At 53.3% G+C, this 18,342-nt stretch carries 16 protein-coding genes and 1 tRNA gene; 2 read left to right on the top strand and 15 right to left on the bottom strand.

Annotation, left to right across the window (positions count from 1 at the left end):
- Positions 1-45: 45 nt before the first annotated feature.
- The 15 genes from rnr to EVJ33_RS13120 form a co-directional block, all read right to left on the bottom strand.
- Positions 46-2,448, bottom strand: a complete 2,403-nt coding sequence (rnr, locus tag EVJ33_RS13195; RefSeq protein ID WP_131437853.1) for a ribonuclease R — start codon at positions 2,446-2,448, stop codon at positions 46-48.
- Positions 2,449-2,464: 16 nt separating this feature from the next.
- Positions 2,465-3,205 (bottom strand): alpha/beta hydrolase, encoded by a 741-nt coding sequence (locus EVJ33_RS13190; RefSeq protein ID WP_131437851.1) that lies wholly within the window; start codon positions 3,203-3,205, stop codon positions 2,465-2,467.
- A 102-nt stretch (positions 3,206-3,307) separates the two neighbouring features.
- Positions 3,308-3,532: a preprotein translocase subunit SecG gene (gene secG / locus EVJ33_RS13185; protein ID WP_012726902.1), complete on the bottom strand. Its 225-nt coding sequence runs from the start codon at positions 3,530-3,532 to the stop codon at positions 3,308-3,310.
- Between the two features lie 73 nt (positions 3,533-3,605).
- Complete coding sequence (locus EVJ33_RS13180; RefSeq protein ID WP_131437849.1) at positions 3,606-4,493, bottom strand: YitT family protein; 888 nt, start codon at positions 4,491-4,493, stop codon at positions 3,606-3,608.
- 54 nt (positions 4,494-4,547) lie between these two features.
- Positions 4,548-5,888, bottom strand: a complete 1,341-nt coding sequence (locus tag EVJ33_RS13175; RefSeq protein WP_201739715.1) for a glycosyltransferase — start codon at positions 5,886-5,888, stop codon at positions 4,548-4,550.
- Positions 5,885-7,093 carry a glycosyltransferase family 4 protein gene (locus EVJ33_RS13170; RefSeq protein WP_236634634.1) on the bottom strand — a complete coding sequence of 403 codons (1,209 nt, stop codon included), beginning with the start codon at positions 7,091-7,093 and terminating at the stop codon, positions 5,885-5,887. The genes EVJ33_RS13175 and EVJ33_RS13170 overlap by 4 nt, the downstream gene beginning before the upstream one ends.
- A 21-nt stretch (positions 7,094-7,114) precedes the next feature.
- Positions 7,115-7,996: a UTP--glucose-1-phosphate uridylyltransferase GalU gene (gene galU / locus EVJ33_RS13165; protein WP_131437845.1), complete on the bottom strand. Its 882-nt coding sequence runs from the start codon at positions 7,994-7,996 to the stop codon at positions 7,115-7,117.
- A gap of 732 nt (positions 7,997-8,728) precedes the next feature.
- Positions 8,729-10,021 (bottom strand): phosphopyruvate hydratase, encoded by a 1,293-nt coding sequence (eno, locus tag EVJ33_RS13155; RefSeq protein ID WP_021065450.1) that lies wholly within the window; start codon positions 10,019-10,021, stop codon positions 8,729-8,731.
- A gap of 38 nt (positions 10,022-10,059) precedes the next feature.
- Positions 10,060-11,598: a 2,3-bisphosphoglycerate-independent phosphoglycerate mutase gene (gpmI, locus tag EVJ33_RS13150; RefSeq protein WP_131437843.1), complete on the bottom strand. Its 1,539-nt coding sequence runs from the start codon at positions 11,596-11,598 to the stop codon at positions 10,060-10,062.
- The gene (gene tpiA, locus EVJ33_RS13145) at positions 11,599-12,351 is read right to left on the bottom strand and encodes a triose-phosphate isomerase (protein WP_131437841.1); all 753 of its coding nucleotides are present in this window, start codon (positions 12,349-12,351) and stop codon (positions 11,599-11,601) included.
- Positions 12,352-12,369: 18 nt separating this feature from the next.
- The gene (locus EVJ33_RS13140; protein WP_131437839.1) at positions 12,370-13,554 is read right to left on the bottom strand and encodes a phosphoglycerate kinase; all 1,185 of its coding nucleotides are present in this window, start codon (positions 13,552-13,554) and stop codon (positions 12,370-12,372) included.
- Positions 13,555-13,652: 98 nt separating this feature from the next.
- A complete protein-coding gene (gene gap, locus EVJ33_RS13135; RefSeq protein WP_021065446.1) occupies positions 13,653-14,660 on the bottom strand; it encodes a type I glyceraldehyde-3-phosphate dehydrogenase in 1,008 nt (335 codons plus the stop codon).
- A 59-nt stretch (positions 14,661-14,719) separates the two neighbouring features.
- Positions 14,720-15,745, bottom strand: a complete 1,026-nt coding sequence (locus EVJ33_RS13130; protein WP_201739717.1) for a sugar-binding transcriptional regulator — start codon at positions 15,743-15,745, stop codon at positions 14,720-14,722.
- A 112-nt stretch (positions 15,746-15,857) separates the two neighbouring features.
- On the bottom strand, positions 15,858-16,115 hold the full coding sequence (locus tag EVJ33_RS13125) for a glutaredoxin family protein (protein ID WP_021065444.1): 258 nt from the start codon (positions 16,113-16,115) through the stop codon (positions 15,858-15,860).
- A gap of 1 nt (position 16,116) precedes the next feature.
- Complete coding sequence (locus tag EVJ33_RS13120; RefSeq protein ID WP_131437835.1) at positions 16,117-17,262, bottom strand: RNA polymerase factor sigma-54; 1,146 nt, start codon at positions 17,260-17,262, stop codon at positions 16,117-16,119.
- A gap of 123 nt (positions 17,263-17,385) precedes the next feature.
- On the opposite strand from EVJ33_RS13120, the gene EVJ33_RS13115 reads away from it, so the two are divergent.
- A tRNA-Arg gene (locus EVJ33_RS13115) sits at positions 17,386-17,458 on the top strand.
- Between the two features lie 151 nt (positions 17,459-17,609).
- Complete coding sequence (clpP, locus tag EVJ33_RS13110) at positions 17,610-18,185, top strand: ATP-dependent Clp endopeptidase proteolytic subunit ClpP (protein WP_131437833.1); 576 nt, start codon at positions 17,610-17,612, stop codon at positions 18,183-18,185.
- Positions 18,186-18,342: the final 157 nt, after the last annotated feature.

Here is an 18,342-nt window from a genome sequence, read left to right as displayed (position 1 = left end):
ATTCAGTCCTTTACTTCAATATGGAGGAGGGGTCGCCCCCTCCCGTCAGCGACGCTTCTTCGCTCCGCGTTTGGCGTCGCCTGTTCGTTTTTGACCGTCTTTCTTTTTCAAGTCGAGTGCCGAACGTCCTTGCGACGTCTTCGGCTTCTCACCTGGTTTGGACGGTTTGCCGGCTTGACCTGGTTTCCCTGGTTTACCCGGCTTGCCGCGCTTCGGACGTTTGTCGTCACGGCCGCGGCCTTTTTTGTCGTCTTTCTTTGGACGGCCTTCCGTCGCTTTGATCGTCGTCGGTTGGCGACGGCGCGACTGTTCCCGTTTCGGCATGCCGACGACGGTGAAGTCGATCGTGCGCTCGTCCAAGTTGACGGCGTCGACCTTGACGCGCACCGCGTCACCGATGCGGAACTGACGTTTCGTCCGCTCGCCGAGCAACATGAGTTGCGACTCGTCGAAGTGGTAGTAGTCATCCATCGACTGGAGACGGACGAGTCCTTCAATCGTGTTCGGGAGCTCGATGAACATCCCGAAGTTCGTGACACCGCTGACGACGCCGTCGAACTCTTCACCAAGACGTGATTCCATGTACTCGGCTTTCTTCAAGGATTGCGTCTCGCGTTCGGCATCGACCGAACGGCGTTCGCGTTTCGACGCCTGTTCGGCGATCGAGTCGAGACGTTCCTCGTACTTAGCAATCGTCTTCTCGGACACGTCACTATTGAAGGCGTACGTGCGCATGAGACGGTGGACGATCAAGTCCGGGTATCGACGAATCGGCGACGTGAAGTGCGTATAGAAGTCGGTCGCCAAGCCAAAGTGGCCGAGCGAGACGTCATCGTACTTCGCCTGTTGCATCGAGCGGAGCATAATCGTGCTGATGACCGGCTCTTCCGGTTCGCCCGAGATTGCCTTCAAAATCTTCTGAAGCGTCTTCGGTTCGACCTTCTGTCCTTTGAACCGCTCGATGTGCACACCGAAGTTCGCGACGAAGTCGAAGAAGAAATCGAGCTTGTCCGGTTTCGGGTTATCGTGGACACGATAGATGAACGGTACGTCCATCTTGTGGAAGTGTTCGGCGACCGTCTCGTTGGCCGCGAGCATGAACTCTTCGATCAACTTCTCGGCAACCGAGCGCGGACGCAAGACGATGTCGGCCGGTTTGCCTTCTTCGTCGACGACGACTTTCGCCTCGGCGAAATCGAAGTTGATGGCACCGCGCGAGTTACGGCGCGTACGGAGCACTTCCGCGAGTTCGGCCATGAGGTCGAACAACGGGATGTACGGCTCGTAGCGTTCGAGCGTCGCTTCGTCGTCACGTTCGATGATTTCACGGACATTCGTATACGTCATCCGCTCCGTCGTCTTGATGACACTCGGGAACAGCTCATGGTTGACGACCTTCCCGTTTTGCGGGGAGATCTCCATGACGCAGCTGAGCGTCAAACGGTTGACGTGCGGGTTGAGCGAACAGATCCCGTTCGAGAGACGGTGCGGCAACATCGGGATGACGCGGTCGACGAGATACACACTCGTCCCCCGTTCGAACGCCTCGACGTCGAGCGGTGACCCTTCCGTCACATAATGTGACACGTCAGCGATGTGGACGCCGAGCTCATAGTTGCCGTTGTCAAGTTTCTTGACGTGGACGGCATCGTCCAAGTCCTTCGCGTCTTCGCCATCGATCGTGAAGATCGTCTCGTTGCGAAGGTCGACGCGGCCCATGAAGTCCTTCTCGTCAGCCTCGTCCGGCACGGCGTTCGCCTGGTCGATGACATCTTCCGGGAACTCCGTCGGGATACCGTGCTTATAGACGATCGACAAGATGTCGACGCCTGGGTCGTTCTTGTGTCCGATGATGCGGACGACGTCACACGCTCCGGCGAAACGTCCGTCCGGATACTTCGTGATGCGGACGACGACTTTATGGCCATCGACGGCACCGAGCGATTTGTCCGGGTTGACGACCGGCCAGAAGTTGATGCGTTTGTCGTCCGGCTCGATGAAGGCGAACTGGTCGAGGCGTCCGCTCGGGAGCGTATACGTCCCGACGAACTCTTTCAAGCCACGCTTCAATACTTTGAGGAGCACGCCCTCGGTCTTGCCGCGGTTGTCCTCACGTTTTTTGACGAGGATCGTGTCGCCGTGGTAGACGTCCTTCAATTGGTCGGGCGGCAAGAACACGTCCTCCGTCTCGCCTTCGACCGATAAGAAGCCGAAGCCGCGTTGGTGAATCGAGATGATTCCCGCTGCTTGGCCGAGCACGGCGAGCGTCCCGTAACGGTTCGTCCGTGTGCGGCCGATTAAGCCCTCTTCTTCGAGGGTGTTCAAGGTGCGGATGAGCTCTTTAAAGGCATCCGTCGACTCGAGCGAAAGACGCTCGGTCAATTGGTCCACCGTCAGTGCTTTATCACTGGCTTGGATGATTTCTAGTAGTTGGTCACGTAAATTCAACGTGACACCTCCTTTTTCACACTGACCAGTCTAACGTTTCGAGAAAATCGAGCACGTCCTGGTGCAGTTTCTCTTTTTCTTTATCGAGCGTGATCACGTGTCCCGACTCCTCATACATGAGCAACTCTTTTTGGAACGCGTTAATCGCCTCGTAAATCTCGTGTGCAGATTCAGGATCGACCATTTGATCTTTCGCCCCTTGGACGACGAGCGCCGGGACGAAAATATCTTCTAACTTTGTCGTCGTGTCACGGACGAAGGCACGGAGATCCTTGAGCGTCGGCATCGGTTTGAACTCCGCCATCTCCTGTTCGATCTGTTCAGGTGATTTTTCTTCTCGAGATTTATATTCTCGAGCGTAGGCTTTGACTCCTTTGTATAACCGGTCCTCGGCATCGATTCCGGTCGGGGCACACATCGGGATGACGCCTTTGACGGTTTCCTCCGAAGCGAGGCGTAGCGACATGACGCCTCCGAGCGAGAGGCCACAGACGGCAATCTCCTCATAGCCTTTATCTTTCAACGATTGGTAGGCGTTCAAGACGTCTTCCCACCAGTCGGCCGGTCCGTACTGAAGCAATTCTTCCGGCGGGACGGCATGGCCCCGGTACTGGGGACCCATACACGTATAGCCTTCTTTTTGCAGGAAACGACCGAGGATGCGGACATCCGCGCTCGATCCGGTAAAGCCATGTAACATCAACACGGCACGTGGTCCGCCTTCAAAGAAGAACGGTTTCGGTGCTGTAATCTTCATTGCTAACGTCATCTCCTCATACAATCCATTATTCCCAAAAAATAATTGAAAAAAACAAAAGCCGACCGCCTCACGTAAAAATCGAGAACGATCAGCCTTTCATCATAATGATGCGACTAGTAATCCTAAAATGAAAAACAATGTGCCTAGTACAGCTGCAGTTCGGTTCAAAACAGCGTCGAAGCCGCGCGCTTTCTGGCGGCCGAACAACTGCTCCGCGCCACCTGCAATCGCCCCAAGACCTTGCGACCGACCTGACATGAGCAGTACGACGACAATCAATAAAACAGCCACGACGAGCAGGCTGATTGTAGCGATCGTTTGCATAGTAGTCAGTTCCTCCTTCTTTTTACACGCTTCTTATTATATAGAAGTTGGCGTCAAAACGCCAGTGTTCAAATTATCGGGACGGGTAGCTGAACCCTTCCCCGATGACCTCTTTCACCTGATGGATGACGACGAAGGCACGCGGGTCTGTCACTTCGACGATTTTCTTGAGCGGGCCGACTTGGCGCTTGTCGACGATCATATACAACATGTTTTTATCTTGCTTCGTGTAGTAGCCGTGGCCGTGGATAATCGTTGCCGAGCGGCCGAGTGTCTCCGTCAGCACGACGGCGAGCTCTTCTTGCTTATCGCTGATGATGGTGACGGCCTTGCGGATGTTGAGCCCTTCGGCGACGAGGTCGATGACCCATGAGCCGATGATGATGGCGATCAACGTATAGAGCACGACCTGCTCCCCAAGGATGAAGCCTGACGCCCCGACGACGATGGCATCGATGATGAACATCGACACGGCGACGCTCATATGCAAATACCGCTCCATGAGACGGGCGATGATGACCCCGCCCCCGGTCGTCCCGCCGACGCGGAGCACCATACCGATGCCGACCCCGATCATGATCCCGGCATAGACCGCCGCGAGCAACTTATCCTCGGCCGGGCTGCCCCAACTATGGGTCAAGCTGAGGAAGAACGATGTCGCGATGACGGCGACGACCGAGTACACCATCGTCCGGCGGTCGAGCAGCTTATAGCCGACGATGAATAAAATCCCGTTCCCGATAATCGACGTGACCCCGAGGTCCCAGCCGAACAAGTAATACAGGATGATGGTGACCCCGAGCAGGCCGCCTTCCGAGAAGTCGTTCGGGACGGTGAAGTAGTTCACCCCGAACGCGAGAATGAATGAGCCGGCGACGATCCAAGCGATATCCTTCAAGGAAATCGATTGGAGCTTCTTCCAGACTTGTTGACGCAATAGATGTTGTTGCTGACGTTTCATCATTTGTCCCCCTTCCATATAAAAAAGACCGCGGCCAAAGCCGCAGTCTAAGTCTTACTGTTGAACTGGCTTTGGCGCACCGTCTTTCATAATCGGCAACTTGCGGTCCACGACGTTCGTGTAGACGTTCAAGAGTGCCTCTTTTTCCAAATCCCAGTTATATTGCTCACGCGCCGTCTTCGTGTTCTCTTTGACACGGGCGTAGAGTGCTTGATCGTCGAGCAGGCGGTTGACGCCTTCGGCAATCGATTGTGGGTCGTGCGAATCGACGACGACACCGACGTCGTTGCCGGCGACGACCCGTTCGATTTCCGGGAAGTCACATGAGACGACCGGTACTTCGGCCATCAAATATTCGAACAGCTTGTTCGATGACGCCGAGTAGTGGTTGAAGCAGACGTTGTTCAACACTTGGAAACCGAGATACGCGTTCATCGTATAGTACGGTAACGCCTCGACCGGTACTTTGTCAATCATCTTGACGCGGTCGCTGACGCCTTCGTCCTCGATCATCTGTTTGATCACCGGTTTCAGTTTCCCGTCCCCAATCATGACGAGCGTGCCTTCGTTGAAGTCCTTGACGGCGAGGATGAGCTGCTCGAGTCCGCGGCCGGCTTGAATGCCGCCTTGGTACAGGAGGATCTTCTCATCTTTCGGCAAGTCGAGGAGCGCATGCAAGTCTTTGCGGAGCGTGAAGTCGAGCGGACGGTAGAACGGATAGTTGTGGAGCACGTACGGGTAGAAGCCGTAAAGCTCTTCGTTGTGTGCCGCGCGCGTGTGGTTCTCGACCATCATCGAATCGACGTACGGCAAGAGCCAACCCTCGAGGTTACTTTGGATATAGCCGTAACCGGTCCGGTCCGTCTGGACTTCATGCGAATCGTAGACGATCTTTCCTTTGTTGACGAGTTTTCCGGCGATCAAGGCCTGCGGGAGAGTGTTCAAGTCGTTAGCGTGATAGAAGTCATACGACTTCTTCGTCGAAGTGAACACCATCTCGAGCATCGCGCTCGCGTTGACGATCTGTTTCCGTACCGGCGGGAGGAGGATTGCGCCTGCTGCCGCACCGAGTCCGATCATCGTGAGCGGTGCAAGGATGACAAGTCCCGCGCCGACGAGTCCGGCACCGATCTTGCGTGTTTTTTTCGCGAAAATCCACTTTTTCACTTGGCTTGCCATTTTCATGCCGTTTACCAAGATCGGCGGTTGACGTTTGACCCGGATGACGCGGAATCCTTCCGGACGCATCTCTTCTTTCGGGAGCGATGGGTTTTTCGGGTCTTGGAGCGCGATCAAATCGACTTCATAGCCCGCCTCGGCGAGTGCCGAGCATTCGCGCAAGACGCGCGCATCATTCGTGAAATGGTTCCAGACAAACATACATACTGACTTCATCGTGTTTCCTCCATCGTTACTTTTTCGATCACGTCTTCGAGGACGTGTATATTGTTTTCCCAACACAGGTTCTCTTTCACATAACGAATCCCGTTCACGCCGTACTTCTCGCGCAACTCGGGACGTTCGAGCAGCTTCCGGAGCATGAGCTCGATCTCGTTGATGTCACGCTTCCGTGACACGTAACCGACCTCGGCCGCTTCGATGACATTCGCCGCATGGCCTGACACCGCCGCGACGATCGGTTTGCCGACCGCCATATAATCGATCAGTTTACCCGGGATGACCGTGTCGAACACTTCTTGCTCGATTAGGCTGACGAACGCGACGTCCGCGTTCTTGATGGCTTGGAACGCCTCCGTCCGTGGCATCGCCTCGAGGAAGAGGAAGTTTTTGAAGCCGCGGGCTTTAATCGTCTCTTTCAACTCGTTCTTGCGATAGCCGTAGCCGATCAATTTGAAATGGACGCGCGGCTCGTCACGGAATCGCTCCGCGAGCTCAAGCAAGAGCGACACGTCTTGGGCGAGGCCCATGTTGCCGGCGTATAAGATCTCCATCCGGTCGTCCTCGGGGACGGTCCGCTCAAGGTTGCGTTCGCTCTCGCGAATCGAGTTCGGCATATAGTGGATCATCTCATTCGGGACGCCACGTTGGCGCAAATAGCTACGGAAGCCTTCCGAGTTGATGATGATCTCATCGGCCGTTTTGTAAAGTCGCTTCTCGAACCAAAACGCCGGGGCGAGCATCCAGTCGTGTTTGAACACGCCGACGCCTTTCACCGACTCCGGCCAAAGGTCACGCACGTCCAAGATGAACGGGACGCCGTACTTCCGTTTCGCATACACGCCGACGAACGCCATAAAAAAAGACGGGGTCGTCGCAAAGACGACATCCGGTTTCGAGTCGAGCTTTTGGACGGCGGCGACGCCTTTGATCATCTGTTCCAAAAACAAGGCGAGCCGACTCACCATGTTCGACGTATGCTTGCGCTTCTTCGTGATGAGGCGCTTGATGAACGGTTGCTTGTTGAGCGCCTTGTCGTTCCAAAAGCGGTCGTCTTTATACAAGTTGAAGTTCGGATACGACGGGGCGGCCGTGATGACCTCCACCTCGTAGCCGCGTTCTTTCATGAGATGCGTAATATTTTGCATCCGGTTGCCGGCACTGCCGATCTCCGGATAATAGTTTTGACAGACCATTAACATTGTTTTCAAAAGTAACACACCTTACTGTTGTTCGAGTTCGTCCACGAAGCGCTTCAGTAGCGTATGGACGTTGGCTTTTAAATCTGGGTCGCAAAGCGCATAGGCGATGGTCGTCTCCACAAAACCAATTGGTTCACCTACGTCGTAGCGACGCCCGTCAAATTCATAGGCGTAGACGGTCTCCACCTCATTCAAGCGGGCGATGGCGTCCGTCAGTTGAATCTCGCCCCCCGTTCCGATTTCTTGCGCTGATAACGCCTCGAAGACGTCCGGCGTCAAAATGTAACGACCGAGGATGGCGAGGTTCGACGGGGCGTTCCCGATGGGCGGTTTTTCAACGAACGTCCGCACCGGAATGAGCTTCCCTTCGACGGCAAGCGGGTCAATTATACCATATCGATTCGTCATTTCATACGGGACGCGCTGGACGCCGATGATTGAACGCCCAACTTGCTCGTACTGGTCGATCAATTGCTTCGTCGCTGGTTCGTCCGCCTCAATGATATCGTCTCCGAGCAGAACAGCAAACGGTTCGTCACCGATGAACTTCCGAGCACACCAGATCGCGTGTCCAAGCCCTTTCGGCTCTTGTTGTCGTATGTAGTGGATGTTGGCGAGGTTCGACGAGTGGCGGACCGACTCAAGGAGCTCCGTCTTACCTTTAGACTCGAGGTTCTGTTCAAGCTCGATGGCCCGGTCAAAATGGTCCTCGATGGCGCGCTTGTTCTTCCCGGTCACGATGATGATGTCCTCGATGCCAGAGGCGACGGCCTCTTCCACGATGAATTGGATCGTCGGTTTGTTGACGATCGGGAGCATCTCTTTTGGCATCGCCTTCGTCGCTGGCAAGAAGCGCGTTCCGAGCCCAGCGGCCGGGATGATGGCTTTCCGTACACGTTTCATGGACATCTCTCCTTTTTATGTGTTGTATCTGATTATACCCAATTTTTCCCGATTCACCCATATAAAAAACGGCCGTGACATACGTCACGACCACTTCCAGTCCTCCATAACCTTGTATAGGAACCAACCACCGACACCGATTGCGATGAGAAGAAGGAGAAAACCGCTGATCATCATGACGAACGCCTCCTTTTACCTACACTAGTCTATTCCCGGAATGACTGGTCGACAAGCACTCCTCTGACATTCTATTTCAGAACCACTTCCGTCCATGCCCCTCGATGAACCGGTACTCTTCTTGATAGTGGTCATAGTGCCCTTCATCGATCATGTGTTGGAATGCTGCATCGCCTTCCGTCGCCTTTCGTTTTTATAGACAATCGACACGTTCCCGCCACTCAACTTTTTTTCTTGTTCATTCGATTGGTCCATACGACTCCCCTCCACTTCATCTATATCATGTTCAGTATACAGCAGCACGGGGTGTCGATGACGAGGAGGCTCGACACAGAGCGTCCGCCCCGTCGAAGCGGCACCGTGACTCTTGCAGGAAAGCAATCGCGCGGAGACCCCGCAAGCACGAAGTGCGAGGAGGCTCCGTGGGATTGCCTGCAGAAAGCATCGGTGCCGCCAGGACGGATTGACGACCACTCAGTCGGCCACCGTCTGATGAACGTCTTTATCCAGCCACAAAAAAACAGGCCCGCACAAGGCGGACCTGAAAAACATCAATTATTTTTTGAGGTTGTAGAACGACTTGATGCCGTCGTATTTCGCTACATCGCCGAGCATGTCTTCGATGCGGAGAAGTTGGTTGTACTTCGCGATACGGTCTGTACGCGAGAGCGAACCAGTTTTGATTTGACCAGCGTTTGTCGCAACAGCGATGTCCGCGATTGTCGCATCTTCTGTTTCACCAGAACGGTGTGAGATAACAGCTGTGTAACCAGCTTTTTTAGCCATTTCGATTGCGTCGAATGTTTCTGTGAGCGTACCGATTTGGTTAACTTTGATGAGGATCGAGTTCGAAATTCCTTTTTCGATACCTTCAGCCAATTTCTCAGTGTTCGTTACGAAGAGGTCATCCCCAACGAGCTGAACTTTGTCACCGATTTTGTCAGTGAGCAATTTGAAGCCGTCCCAGTCGTTTTCGTCGCAACCGTCTTCGATTGAGATGATTGGGTACTTGCTTACGAGCTCAGCGTAGAAGTCTACGAGCTCAGCAGTTGTCATTGACTTGCCTTCGCCAGCGAGTTCGTACTTGCCAGTCGACTTGTCATAGAACTCAGACGATGCAACGTCCATTGCGAGGTAGATGTCTTCGCCAGCTTTGTAACCAGCTTTTTCGATCGCTTCAAGGATAACTGTGATTGCTTCTTCGTTAGACTTCAAGTTTGGTGCGAAACCACCTTCGTCACCGACAGCTGTGTTAAGACCCATACCAGAGAGAACTGATTTGAGGGCGTGGAATACTTCTGCACCCATGCGGAGCGCTTCACGGAACGTTGGCGCGCCAACAGGCATGATCATGAACTCTTGGAAGTCAACGTTGTTGTCCGCGTGTGAACCACCGTTGATGATGTTCATCATTGGAGTTGGAAGCGTCTTGGCGTTGAATCCACCGAGGTACGTGTAAAGTGGAAGGCCGAGCTCGTCTGCTGCTGCGTGTGCTGCTGCCATTGATACACCAAGGATCGCGTTTGCGCCGAGTTTACCTTTGTTTTTTGTACCGTCAAGCTCGATCATTTTCTTGTCGAGTGCGTTTTGGTCGAATACATCGTAGCCGATGAGTTCTGGTGCGATTGTGTCGTTTACGTTAGCAACGGCTTTGAGTACGCCTTTACCAAGGTAACGTGACTTGTCGCCATCACGGAGTTCAACTGCTTCGTGCTCACCAGTTGATGCGCCTGATGGGACGAGGGCACGGCCGAAACCGCCGTCTTCTGTGAAGACTTCTACTTCGATTGTTGGGTTACCGCGTGAATCCAAAATCTCGCGTGCGTAAATTTCTGTAATCATTGACATGAAAATTCGCTCCTTTTTGTTTGGAAAGTTTTTTTGGGTTACTTCGTGACGATTGATGTGCCGGTCATTTCGGCCGGTTGCTCTCCACCGAGAAGGTGAAGGAGCGTCGGGGCGAGGTCGCACAAGGCGCCTTGGAGAACTGGTTTCAGTTCCACCCCTTCTTTCGTGACGATACATGGTACAGGTTCCGTCGTGTGGGCCGTCATCGGTGAGCCGTCCGGATTCGTGACGAGGTCAGCGTTCCCGTGGTCCGCCGTGATGATCGCCGCGCCGCCTTTGGCAATGAGTGCGTCCACTACTTTACCGAGGCATTCGTCGACGACTTCGACAGCTTTCTTCGTCGGTTCGAGCATACCGGAATGGCCAACCATGTCCGGGTTCGCGTAGTTGATGATATACGCGTCATATTCGTCAGATTCGATGCGCTCCAAAAGTCCTTCTGTGAGCTCATATGCGCTCATTTCAGGCTGCAAGTCGTACGTCGCCACTTTCGGTGACGGCACGAGGAAACGATCTTCCCCTGCGAACGGTGTTTCTTGTTGTCCGTTCAAGAAGAACGTGACGTGCGGGTATTTCTCAGTTTCCGCGGCGCGGAGCTGTTTGTACCCTTGCGCGGCGAGAGTCTCACCGAGCGTGTTTTTCAAATCTTCCGGTGGGAAGACGATGTCCGTGTCGATTTCATCTGAGAACTTCGTCATCGAGACGAGCAAGATGTTCTCTGGATGTGCGTTCGAAAGTTCGAAGCCTTTGAAGCCGGTCTTCTCTTTGAACACTTTCGCGAGCTCGATCGCCCGGTCCGGACGGAAGTTGAAGAACATAATCGCGTCGTTGTCTTTGATCGTCGCGACCGGTTGTCCGTCTTTCTCGATGACCGTCGGTAAGACGAATTCATCCGTCAAGCCGTCTGCGTACGACTGTTTAAGCACGTCGACCGCATTCGTACCAACTTCGCCTTTCGCGTTGACGAGCACGTCGTATACTTTCTCGACGCGTTCCCAACGGTTGTCGCGGTCCATGGCATAGTAGCGTCCAGACACGCTAGCGACTTGACCGAGTCCGAGTTCAGCAAGCTTCGCTTCCGTCTGTTCGAGGAAGCCAGCGCCTGATTTCGGATCACAGTCACGGCCGTCCGTGAAAGCGTGAATGTATACTTTTTCGATGCCATGAAGTTTTGCGAACTCAACGATGGCGTACATGTGGTTGATGTGCGAGTGAATCCCACCGTCTGAGACGAGGCCCATGATGTGGAGGCTCGAATCATACTTTTTCACATGTCCGGCCAAGTGATTCATCGCTTGGCGGTCGAAGAGTGAACGGTCTTTGATGGCGTTGTTGACGCGTGAAAGTGACTGATAGACGACCCGGCCGGCACCGATGTTCAAGTGACCGACTTCCGAGTTCCCCATCTGACCTTCCGGAAGGCCGACGTACTCGCCTTTCGCGTTCAAGAGCGTATGTGGATACTGCTCCCAATAGCGGTCGAAGTTCGGTTTGTTCGCCGCAGCGACCGCATTACCGAACGTCTCGTTCCGCATTCCAAAACCATCCAAGATGATGAGGGCGACTGGTCTTGCCATTTAAATCGCCTCCAACAACTTGAGGAACGAAGCAGCTTCAAGTGAAGCACCGCCGACGAGTGCGCCGTCGATGTCTTCTTGCGCCATATACTCCTTGATGTTCTCAGGTTTTACAGAACCGCCGTATTGGATGCGAACCGCAGCCGCCACGTCTTCACCGTAAAGACCTTTTACCACGTCACGAACATATTTGCATGAGCTTTGCGCGTCTGCTTCGTCCGCTGATTTACCAGTGCCGATCGCCCAAACTGGCTCGTACGCGATGACGAGTTGTTTGACTTGGTCAGCTGAGAGGTCCGCGAGGCCACCTTCGACTTGCGTCTTGATGACGTCTTCGAACTTGCCGCCTTCACGCTCTTCTAATGTTTCACCGACACAAACGATTGGCGTAAGACCGTGTTCGAACGCTTTTTTCGTTTTGCTGTTGATGAACGCATCAGATTCGCCGAAGTATTCGCGACGCTCTGAGTGTCCAAGGATGACGTATGTCACGCCGAGGTCAGCGACCATGGCCGGGCTGATTTCGCCTGTGTATGCCCCGCTGTCTTTGTCGTACATGTTTTGTGCACTGAGCTTCAAGTTCGATCCTTTAGCCGCTTCTACCATTGGGGCCAAGAATACTGCTGGTGCACCAATCGCCGCGTCAACTTTATCCGTTGACGGGATGTTGTTTTTTACTTCCTCTACGAAAGCGACGGCTTCCGAGAGTGTTTTGTTCATTTTCCAGTTACCTGCAATAATCGGTTTACGCATCGATAACCCTCCTCTATTTTACTTGTCGTTCAACGCTTCGACGCCTGGAAGTTTCTTGCCTTCCATGAATTCGAGTGAAGCGCCGCCACCAGTCGAGATGTGGCTCATTTGATCAGCAAGGCCGAACTTGGCTGCTGCCGCGGCTGAGTCACCACCACCGATGATTGAGTACGCGTCGCTGTCTGCGAGTGCTTGAGCGACACCTTTCGTTCCGTTAGCGTACTTATCGAGTTCGAATACGCCCATCGGTCCGTTCCAAACGACAAGTTTCGATTCGCGAATCGCTTCCGCGTAAATTTCGACTGTCTTCGGTCCGATATCAAGACCCATGTGATCCGCAGGGATCGAGTCGATATCGACTGGTCCGACGTATGTCTCTTCGCCGAATTCTTTCGCAATGACACAGTCGACCGGCATCAAGAATTTCACGCCTTTGTCTTCTGCTTTTTTCATGAACTGACGAGCGAGGTCGAGCTTGTCTTCTTCAAGGAGTGACGTCCCGACTTCGTGCCCGAGTGCTTTCGAGAACGTGTACGAGAGACCGCCACCGATGATGAGTGTGTCAACGATGTCAAGAAGGTGGTCGATGACCCCAATCTTGTCAGCAACTTTCGATCCGCCGATAATCGCCGTGAACGGACGGTCTGGATTCGAGAGTGCCTTCCCGAGGACTTCAAGTTCTTTCTCCATCAAGAGACCAGCCACCGCGTGGTCCACGTTTTGCGCGATACCTTCTGTTGAAGCGTGGGCACGGTGAGCCGCACCGAACGCGTCGTTGACGAAGATATCAGCGAGTGCCGCGAAACCTTTCGCGAGTTCTGGATCGTTTTTCGTTTCACCAGGGTAGAAACGGACGTTCTCGAGAACGACGACGTCACCTTCACCAAGTTTTGAAACGGCTTCTTCTGCGACTGGACCGTACGCCTCTTCAACGAGGGGTACATCTTTGCCGAGAAGTTCAGCGAGACGTTTAGCGACCGGTGCGAGTGAGTACTCGAGGTTCTTCTCGCCTTTTGGACGCCCGAGGTGGCTCGCCAAAATGACTTTCGCGCCGCCGTCGATCAAGTGCTTGATCGTTGGAAGAGCCGCTTGGATCCGCGTTTCATCTTGAATGACGCGATCTTTGAGTGGAACGTTGAAGTCAACGCGGCAAAAAACGCGTTTCCCTTTTACATCGATGTCACGAATAGACTGTTTGTTCATAACCTTCGCCTCCATATGTCGTGCGTGTCAATTTCATAAATAGAGCGGAGAACAATCTCTTGTTTCCGCTCCTATTTGATTCTATTTAGTTCACGAACTTACTTCGCGATTTCAGCGAAGTGCTTGAGTGTGCGAACCAATTGTGCAGTGTAAGACATTTCGTTGTCGTACCAAGAAACTGTCTTAACGAGTTGCTTGTCGCCAACTGTCATTACTTTAGTTTGCGTAGCATCGAAGAGTGAACCGTAAGTGATTCCGACGATGTCAGAAGATACGATTTCGTCTTCAGTGTAACCGTAAGACTCGTTCGCTGCTGCTTTCATTGCTGCGTTGATTTCGTCAACAGATACAGTTTTCTCAAGAACTGTTACGAGCTCTGTGAGTGAACCTGTAGCAACTGGTACACGTTGTGCCGCACCGTCAAGTTTACCTTGAAGTTCTGGGATAACGAGGCCGATCGCTTTAGCCGCACCAGTTGTGTTCGGTACGATGTTCGCTGCTGCCGCACGTGCACGACGGAAGTCGCCTTTCGGGTGTGGAGCGTCAAGCGTGTTTTGGTCGCCTGTGTAAGCGTGGATCGTTGTCATGAGACCTTCGATGATTCCGAACTGGTCTTGGAGAACTTTCGCCATTGGCGCCAAGCAGTTTGTCGTACATGAAGCACCAGAGATAACTGTCTCTGTACCATCGAGGATGTCGTGGTTTGTGTTGTAAACAACAGTCTTCATGTCACCTGTAGCTGGAGCCGAGATGACAACTTTTTTCGCGCCAGCTTTCAAGTGAAGCTCCGCTTTTTCTTTGTCTGTGAAGAATCCAGTACATTCGAGTACGATGTCAACACCGAGCTCGCCCCATGGAAGTTCTTCTGGGTTGCGGTTAGCAAGTGTGATGACTTTCTCGCCGTTTACGAGGAAGTGATCGTCGTGTACTTCAACGTCTCCGTCGAAACGACCTTGAGTCGTGTCGTACTTGAGAAGGTGAGCAAGCATCTTCGTGTCAGTCAAGTCGTTGATTGCAACAACTTCGATTCCTTCGTTTTTGATGATCTCGCGGAATGCCAAACGACCAATACGTCCAAATCCGTTAATACCAACTTTTACTGCCATAGTTAATTTCCTCCTTAGGGTAGAAGCTATTTATTGAAGAGCCAACGGGGGTCAACTCTTTAATAACGAGTTAATAATTCTGTCGCCGCACCTTCGTCTGTGACGAGGATGATGTTTGGCGTGTGTTTCGCATATGCGGCAATCGCTTGTGCCTTCGATTTCCCTCCGGCGACCGCGATGACGGTGTCCATGTCGTCGAGCTCCTCTAATTGGATCCCGACCGTCTTGACCCGATGAACGATTTCACCTTCGGCGTTGAAATAATATCCGAACGCTTCGGCGACGGCATCATGCCGTTCGATCATCCGCAAATGCTCCGGCGTGGCGTGACGACGTTTTGCCATCGTTTCCGCCTCACCAATTCCATGTACCACAATTCGCGCCGCTCTAATCATTTCCAGAACATTTTTGATGCTAGGTTCTTCCACCATCCGCTCGAACGTCTCTTGCGAAACCTCGTCCGGAATGTGGAGTAAATGATAGTCGGCATGGGCCCGGTCGGCCATTCGAGAACAGACGGTGTTCGCCTGTAACTCAAGCGTCTCTCCGAGTCCGCCGCGTGCCGGTACGAAATGCATCGGCCGTTCTTTTTTATCGGGCGACATCATGGCCGCAACCGATGCCATCGTCGTCCCGCCTGTGACCGCGATGATATTGTCGTCAGGTGCCAGTCTCGCTTTCAGTTGCGTGACGGCGGCCCGACCGATATCTCGCTGGACCCAAAACGTCTCGTCGGAATCACCCGGTACGATGACGACTTGGCGAACGCCTAGTTTTTGCTCGAGAACTCGTGCGACTTCCGAAATCCCTAGGATCTCTCCCATGACCTCGTGCAAGTCTCTGAGAACGTTTCGGCCCGATTCCGTAAGGGAAATACCTTGAGTAGCGACCATCAATAGACCTTGGTCTTTTAAAAAGTCGACTTCTCGTCTTAGAATTCGTTCCGTCAGCCCGAGGCTTGTGGCGAGTGTCCGGCGACCAATTGGCTGCATCAACCGGACGTAATGTAAGATGTCATAACGATGTCGGAGCGTATCGAGCATGTCGGGAACGATTTGCTTCTGAACTTGAATCAGCTGCTGGATCATACTCATTCCCCCTCGACTTAAAGTATGGACATTTTTTGTCCCACTTTTATATTTACGTCCCACCGCTACGACTTCATCTTATCAATCACCTTTCCGTCTTGCAACCCCTTCAAACGTTTTTTTTCGATGTAAGCGTATACTTAACAAAATCTTCAACTTTACTGTCATCGTATCGCCCTTGACTAATGACACGTCCCTCGTGTAAGACGACGGGGATCTCAAACAAGTACTTCGCCTCGAGTTCCTCGTTGCCCGTAATGTCGATCTGTTCGAGTTCGAACGGATAGTCTTCCATGAGCCATTCGAGCATGACGAGCGCCTCCTCGCAAAGTGAACAGTTGGCACGCCGATATAACGTCAGGACCATGTCAGTCCCCTCCTTTCCAGTACTGTCGTTCCCGCTCCCGCGAGTTTCCAAAACCGAGCGCCTCCCGATAGTTCGCCACCGTCCGTCGTGTCACTGTATAGCCAATACGGGCCAGTTCCCGCGTGAGCGCGGCATCGCTCAATGGCGATGTCTCTTGTTGAATCAGTTCGGCGAGCGCCTTCTTCACCATGAATGGCGATTGCCCGTGCTCCGTGGATCGGACGAAAAAGTGACGCCACGCCATGACCCCGCCCTCGGTCGTCACATACTTCCCTTGAATCGCTCGTCCGACGGTCGACTCATGCTTGCCGATCTGTTCGGCGACTTCTTTCCGCGTCAACGGATGCAAGACAAGCTTGCCGTCGAGCCAGTCCGCCTGGCGTTCCGCGATGACGGCCCATACCGAACGAAGCGTCGCGTTCCGCATCTCGAGCGTCTCATGCCACCACTTCGCCTCGCGGTCGTCCTTGATGCGTACCACATCGAGCGTCGGGCTGAACCATGTCGTCACGAGCTCACCGTCACGCCGGACGACTTCGAGTTCCGGCACGACATGCTCGGTTCCTTCATATAATATTGGTGTTTTTGGTAATGTCGCCACGATACGCGTCACCCGCTCGAACTCGGCAGCCGGGATGTCGAGTCGTCCCGGGATGTCATCCACGTGCGCGTCGATTGCCTCGAACACGTCTAAGACGAGCGGATCATCATGTTCGATGGCGTGCCGATATTGGCAGTCACGCTCGTTTTTCGCCCCGATCCCCGTCGGTTCTAAAAATAAGAGCGCCTGCCGTGCCACCTCAATGTCCGCCACGTCAGCCCCGAACCGATGAGCGAGCACGAAGTCGCTCTCCGGTAATAGGCCACGATGGTCGAGCGCCATGACGAGTTGCTTTTGCAGCTGTTTTTGAATCTCGTTCCCGCTTCCTTCCTCGATTTGTTCGAACAATCGCGCCTCGAATCCGCTCGCCGTGTCGGCCACCCATTCGACCGTACCGTTCCCCGTGGCGATGTTCGGATTCCGTTTGGACAACCGCCCAAGCTGAAATGCGATCGCGGTCCGGTCCGCCTCGAGAATCGGCAGACGCCGCACCATATCCTGGGTCAGCTGTTGTGTTTGAAGCTGTTGTTGTTCTTGCCGTTGCATCGGTCACACCCCTCTCGCTTCTTATTGTAACGAAAGGCGGGAAAACGCGCTCAAAAAAAAGTGAGACGAACAGGATTGCTTTTTTAAAAAAACAAATGTATAATAAATCGTGTCAAAGAACATGCACCCGTAGCTCAGGGGATAGAGCACTGGTTTCCGGTGCCAGGTGTCGGGAGTTCGAATCTCTCCGGGTGTATCAAAGAAAGAGGTCAGGCAAATGCCTGGCCTCTTTTGTCGTTTTAGAATCCTCAAACCGTGGAATAGGTCAAAAACGATGACTATCGTTTGACCAACATTGACTATAGCGGTATGATATGTTTACAACCTACATAAAGGAGGCAGATTCAATGTTAATTCCAACAGTTATCGAACAAACAGGTCGCGGGGAACGCGCGTACGATATTTACTCACGCTTGCTCAAAGACCGCATCATCTTGCTCGGAAGTGCGATTGACGACAACGTCGCCAACTCGATCGTCGCTCAACTACTCTTCCTTGCAGCCGAGGACCCAGATAAGGACATCTCGCTTTACATCAACAGCCCGGGTGGTTCGATCACTTCCGGAATGGCGATTTATGACACGATGAACTTCATCAAGCCGAACGTGTCGACGATTTGTATCGGAATGGCCGCATCGATGGGTGCCTTCTTGCTCCAAGCCGGTGAAAAAGGCAAACGCTTCGCACTTCCGAACGCGGAGATCATGATTCACCAACCGCTCGGCGGTACGCAAGGCCAAGCATCGGACATCAAAATCCATGCCGAGCGCATCATCAAAATGCGTGAGAAATTGAACCAAATCATGGCTGATAACACAGGCCAGCCACTTGAAGTCATCGAGCGCGATACAGAGCGCGACTACTTCATGGCAGCCGACCAAGCGAAAGACTACGGTCTCATCGATAAGGTTATGACACGCTAATGACGCCACGCAACCCCATCCTCCTCGGAGGAGGGCACTGAAAAACCTCCGCTCTATCCGAGCGTGGACAGAAAAAAGAGCGATTGGACCGACTCAAGTCGGGACGATCGCTCTTTTTCCTTGCCCTCATCCTGTATTTTCTTTTCGAAGGACGATG

Origin of the sequence: Exiguobacterium sp. SL-10 (genome assembly GCF_004337025.1) — a bacterium.
Taxonomy (GTDB): Bacteria; Bacillota; Bacilli; order Exiguobacteriales; family Exiguobacteriaceae; genus Exiguobacterium.
This window is presented reverse-complemented; position numbering and strand designations above follow the sequence as displayed.

Coding starts and splice junctions, on each gene's coding strand:
- EVJ33_RS13190 (WP_131437851.1), bottom strand. CDS start 3,205: ATGAAGATTACAGCACCGAAACCGTTCTTCTTTGAAGGCGGACCACGT.
- eno (WP_021065450.1), bottom strand. CDS start 10,021: ATGTCAATGATTACAGAAATTTACGCACGCGAGATTTTGGATTCACGC.
- secG (WP_012726902.1), bottom strand. CDS start 3,532: ATGCAAACGATCGCTACAATCAGCCTGCTCGTCGTGGCTGTTTTATTG.
- gpmI (WP_131437843.1), bottom strand. CDS start 11,598: ATGGCAAGACCAGTCGCCCTCATCATCTTGGATGGTTTTGGAATGCGG.
- tpiA (WP_131437841.1), bottom strand. CDS start 12,351: ATGCGTAAACCGATTATTGCAGGTAACTGGAAAATGAACAAAACACTC.
- EVJ33_RS13180 (WP_131437849.1), bottom strand. CDS start 4,493: ATGAAACGTCAGCAACAACATCTATTGCGTCAACAAGTCTGGAAGAAG.
- EVJ33_RS13120 (WP_131437835.1), bottom strand. CDS start 17,262: ATGCAACGGCAAGAACAACAACAGCTTCAAACACAACAGCTGACCCAG.
- EVJ33_RS13175 (WP_201739715.1), bottom strand. CDS start 5,888: ATGAAGTCAGTATGTATGTTTGTCTGGAACCATTTCACGAATGATGCG.
- gap (WP_021065446.1), bottom strand. CDS start 14,660: ATGGCAGTAAAAGTTGGTATTAACGGATTTGGACGTATTGGTCGTTTG.
- EVJ33_RS13170 (WP_236634634.1), bottom strand. CDS start 7,093: ATGTTAATGGTCTGTCAAAACTATTATCCGGAGATCGGCAGTGCCGGC.
- EVJ33_RS13140 (WP_131437839.1), bottom strand. CDS start 13,554: ATGAACAAACAGTCTATTCGTGACATCGATGTAAAAGGGAAACGCGTT.
- galU (WP_131437845.1), bottom strand. CDS start 7,996: ATGAAACGTGTACGGAAAGCCATCATCCCGGCCGCTGGGCTCGGAACG.
- EVJ33_RS13125 (WP_021065444.1), bottom strand. CDS start 16,115: ATGGTCCTGACGTTATATCGGCGTGCCAACTGTTCACTTTGCGAGGAG.
- clpP (WP_131437833.1), top strand. CDS start 17,610: ATGTTAATTCCAACAGTTATCGAACAAACAGGTCGCGGGGAACGCGCG.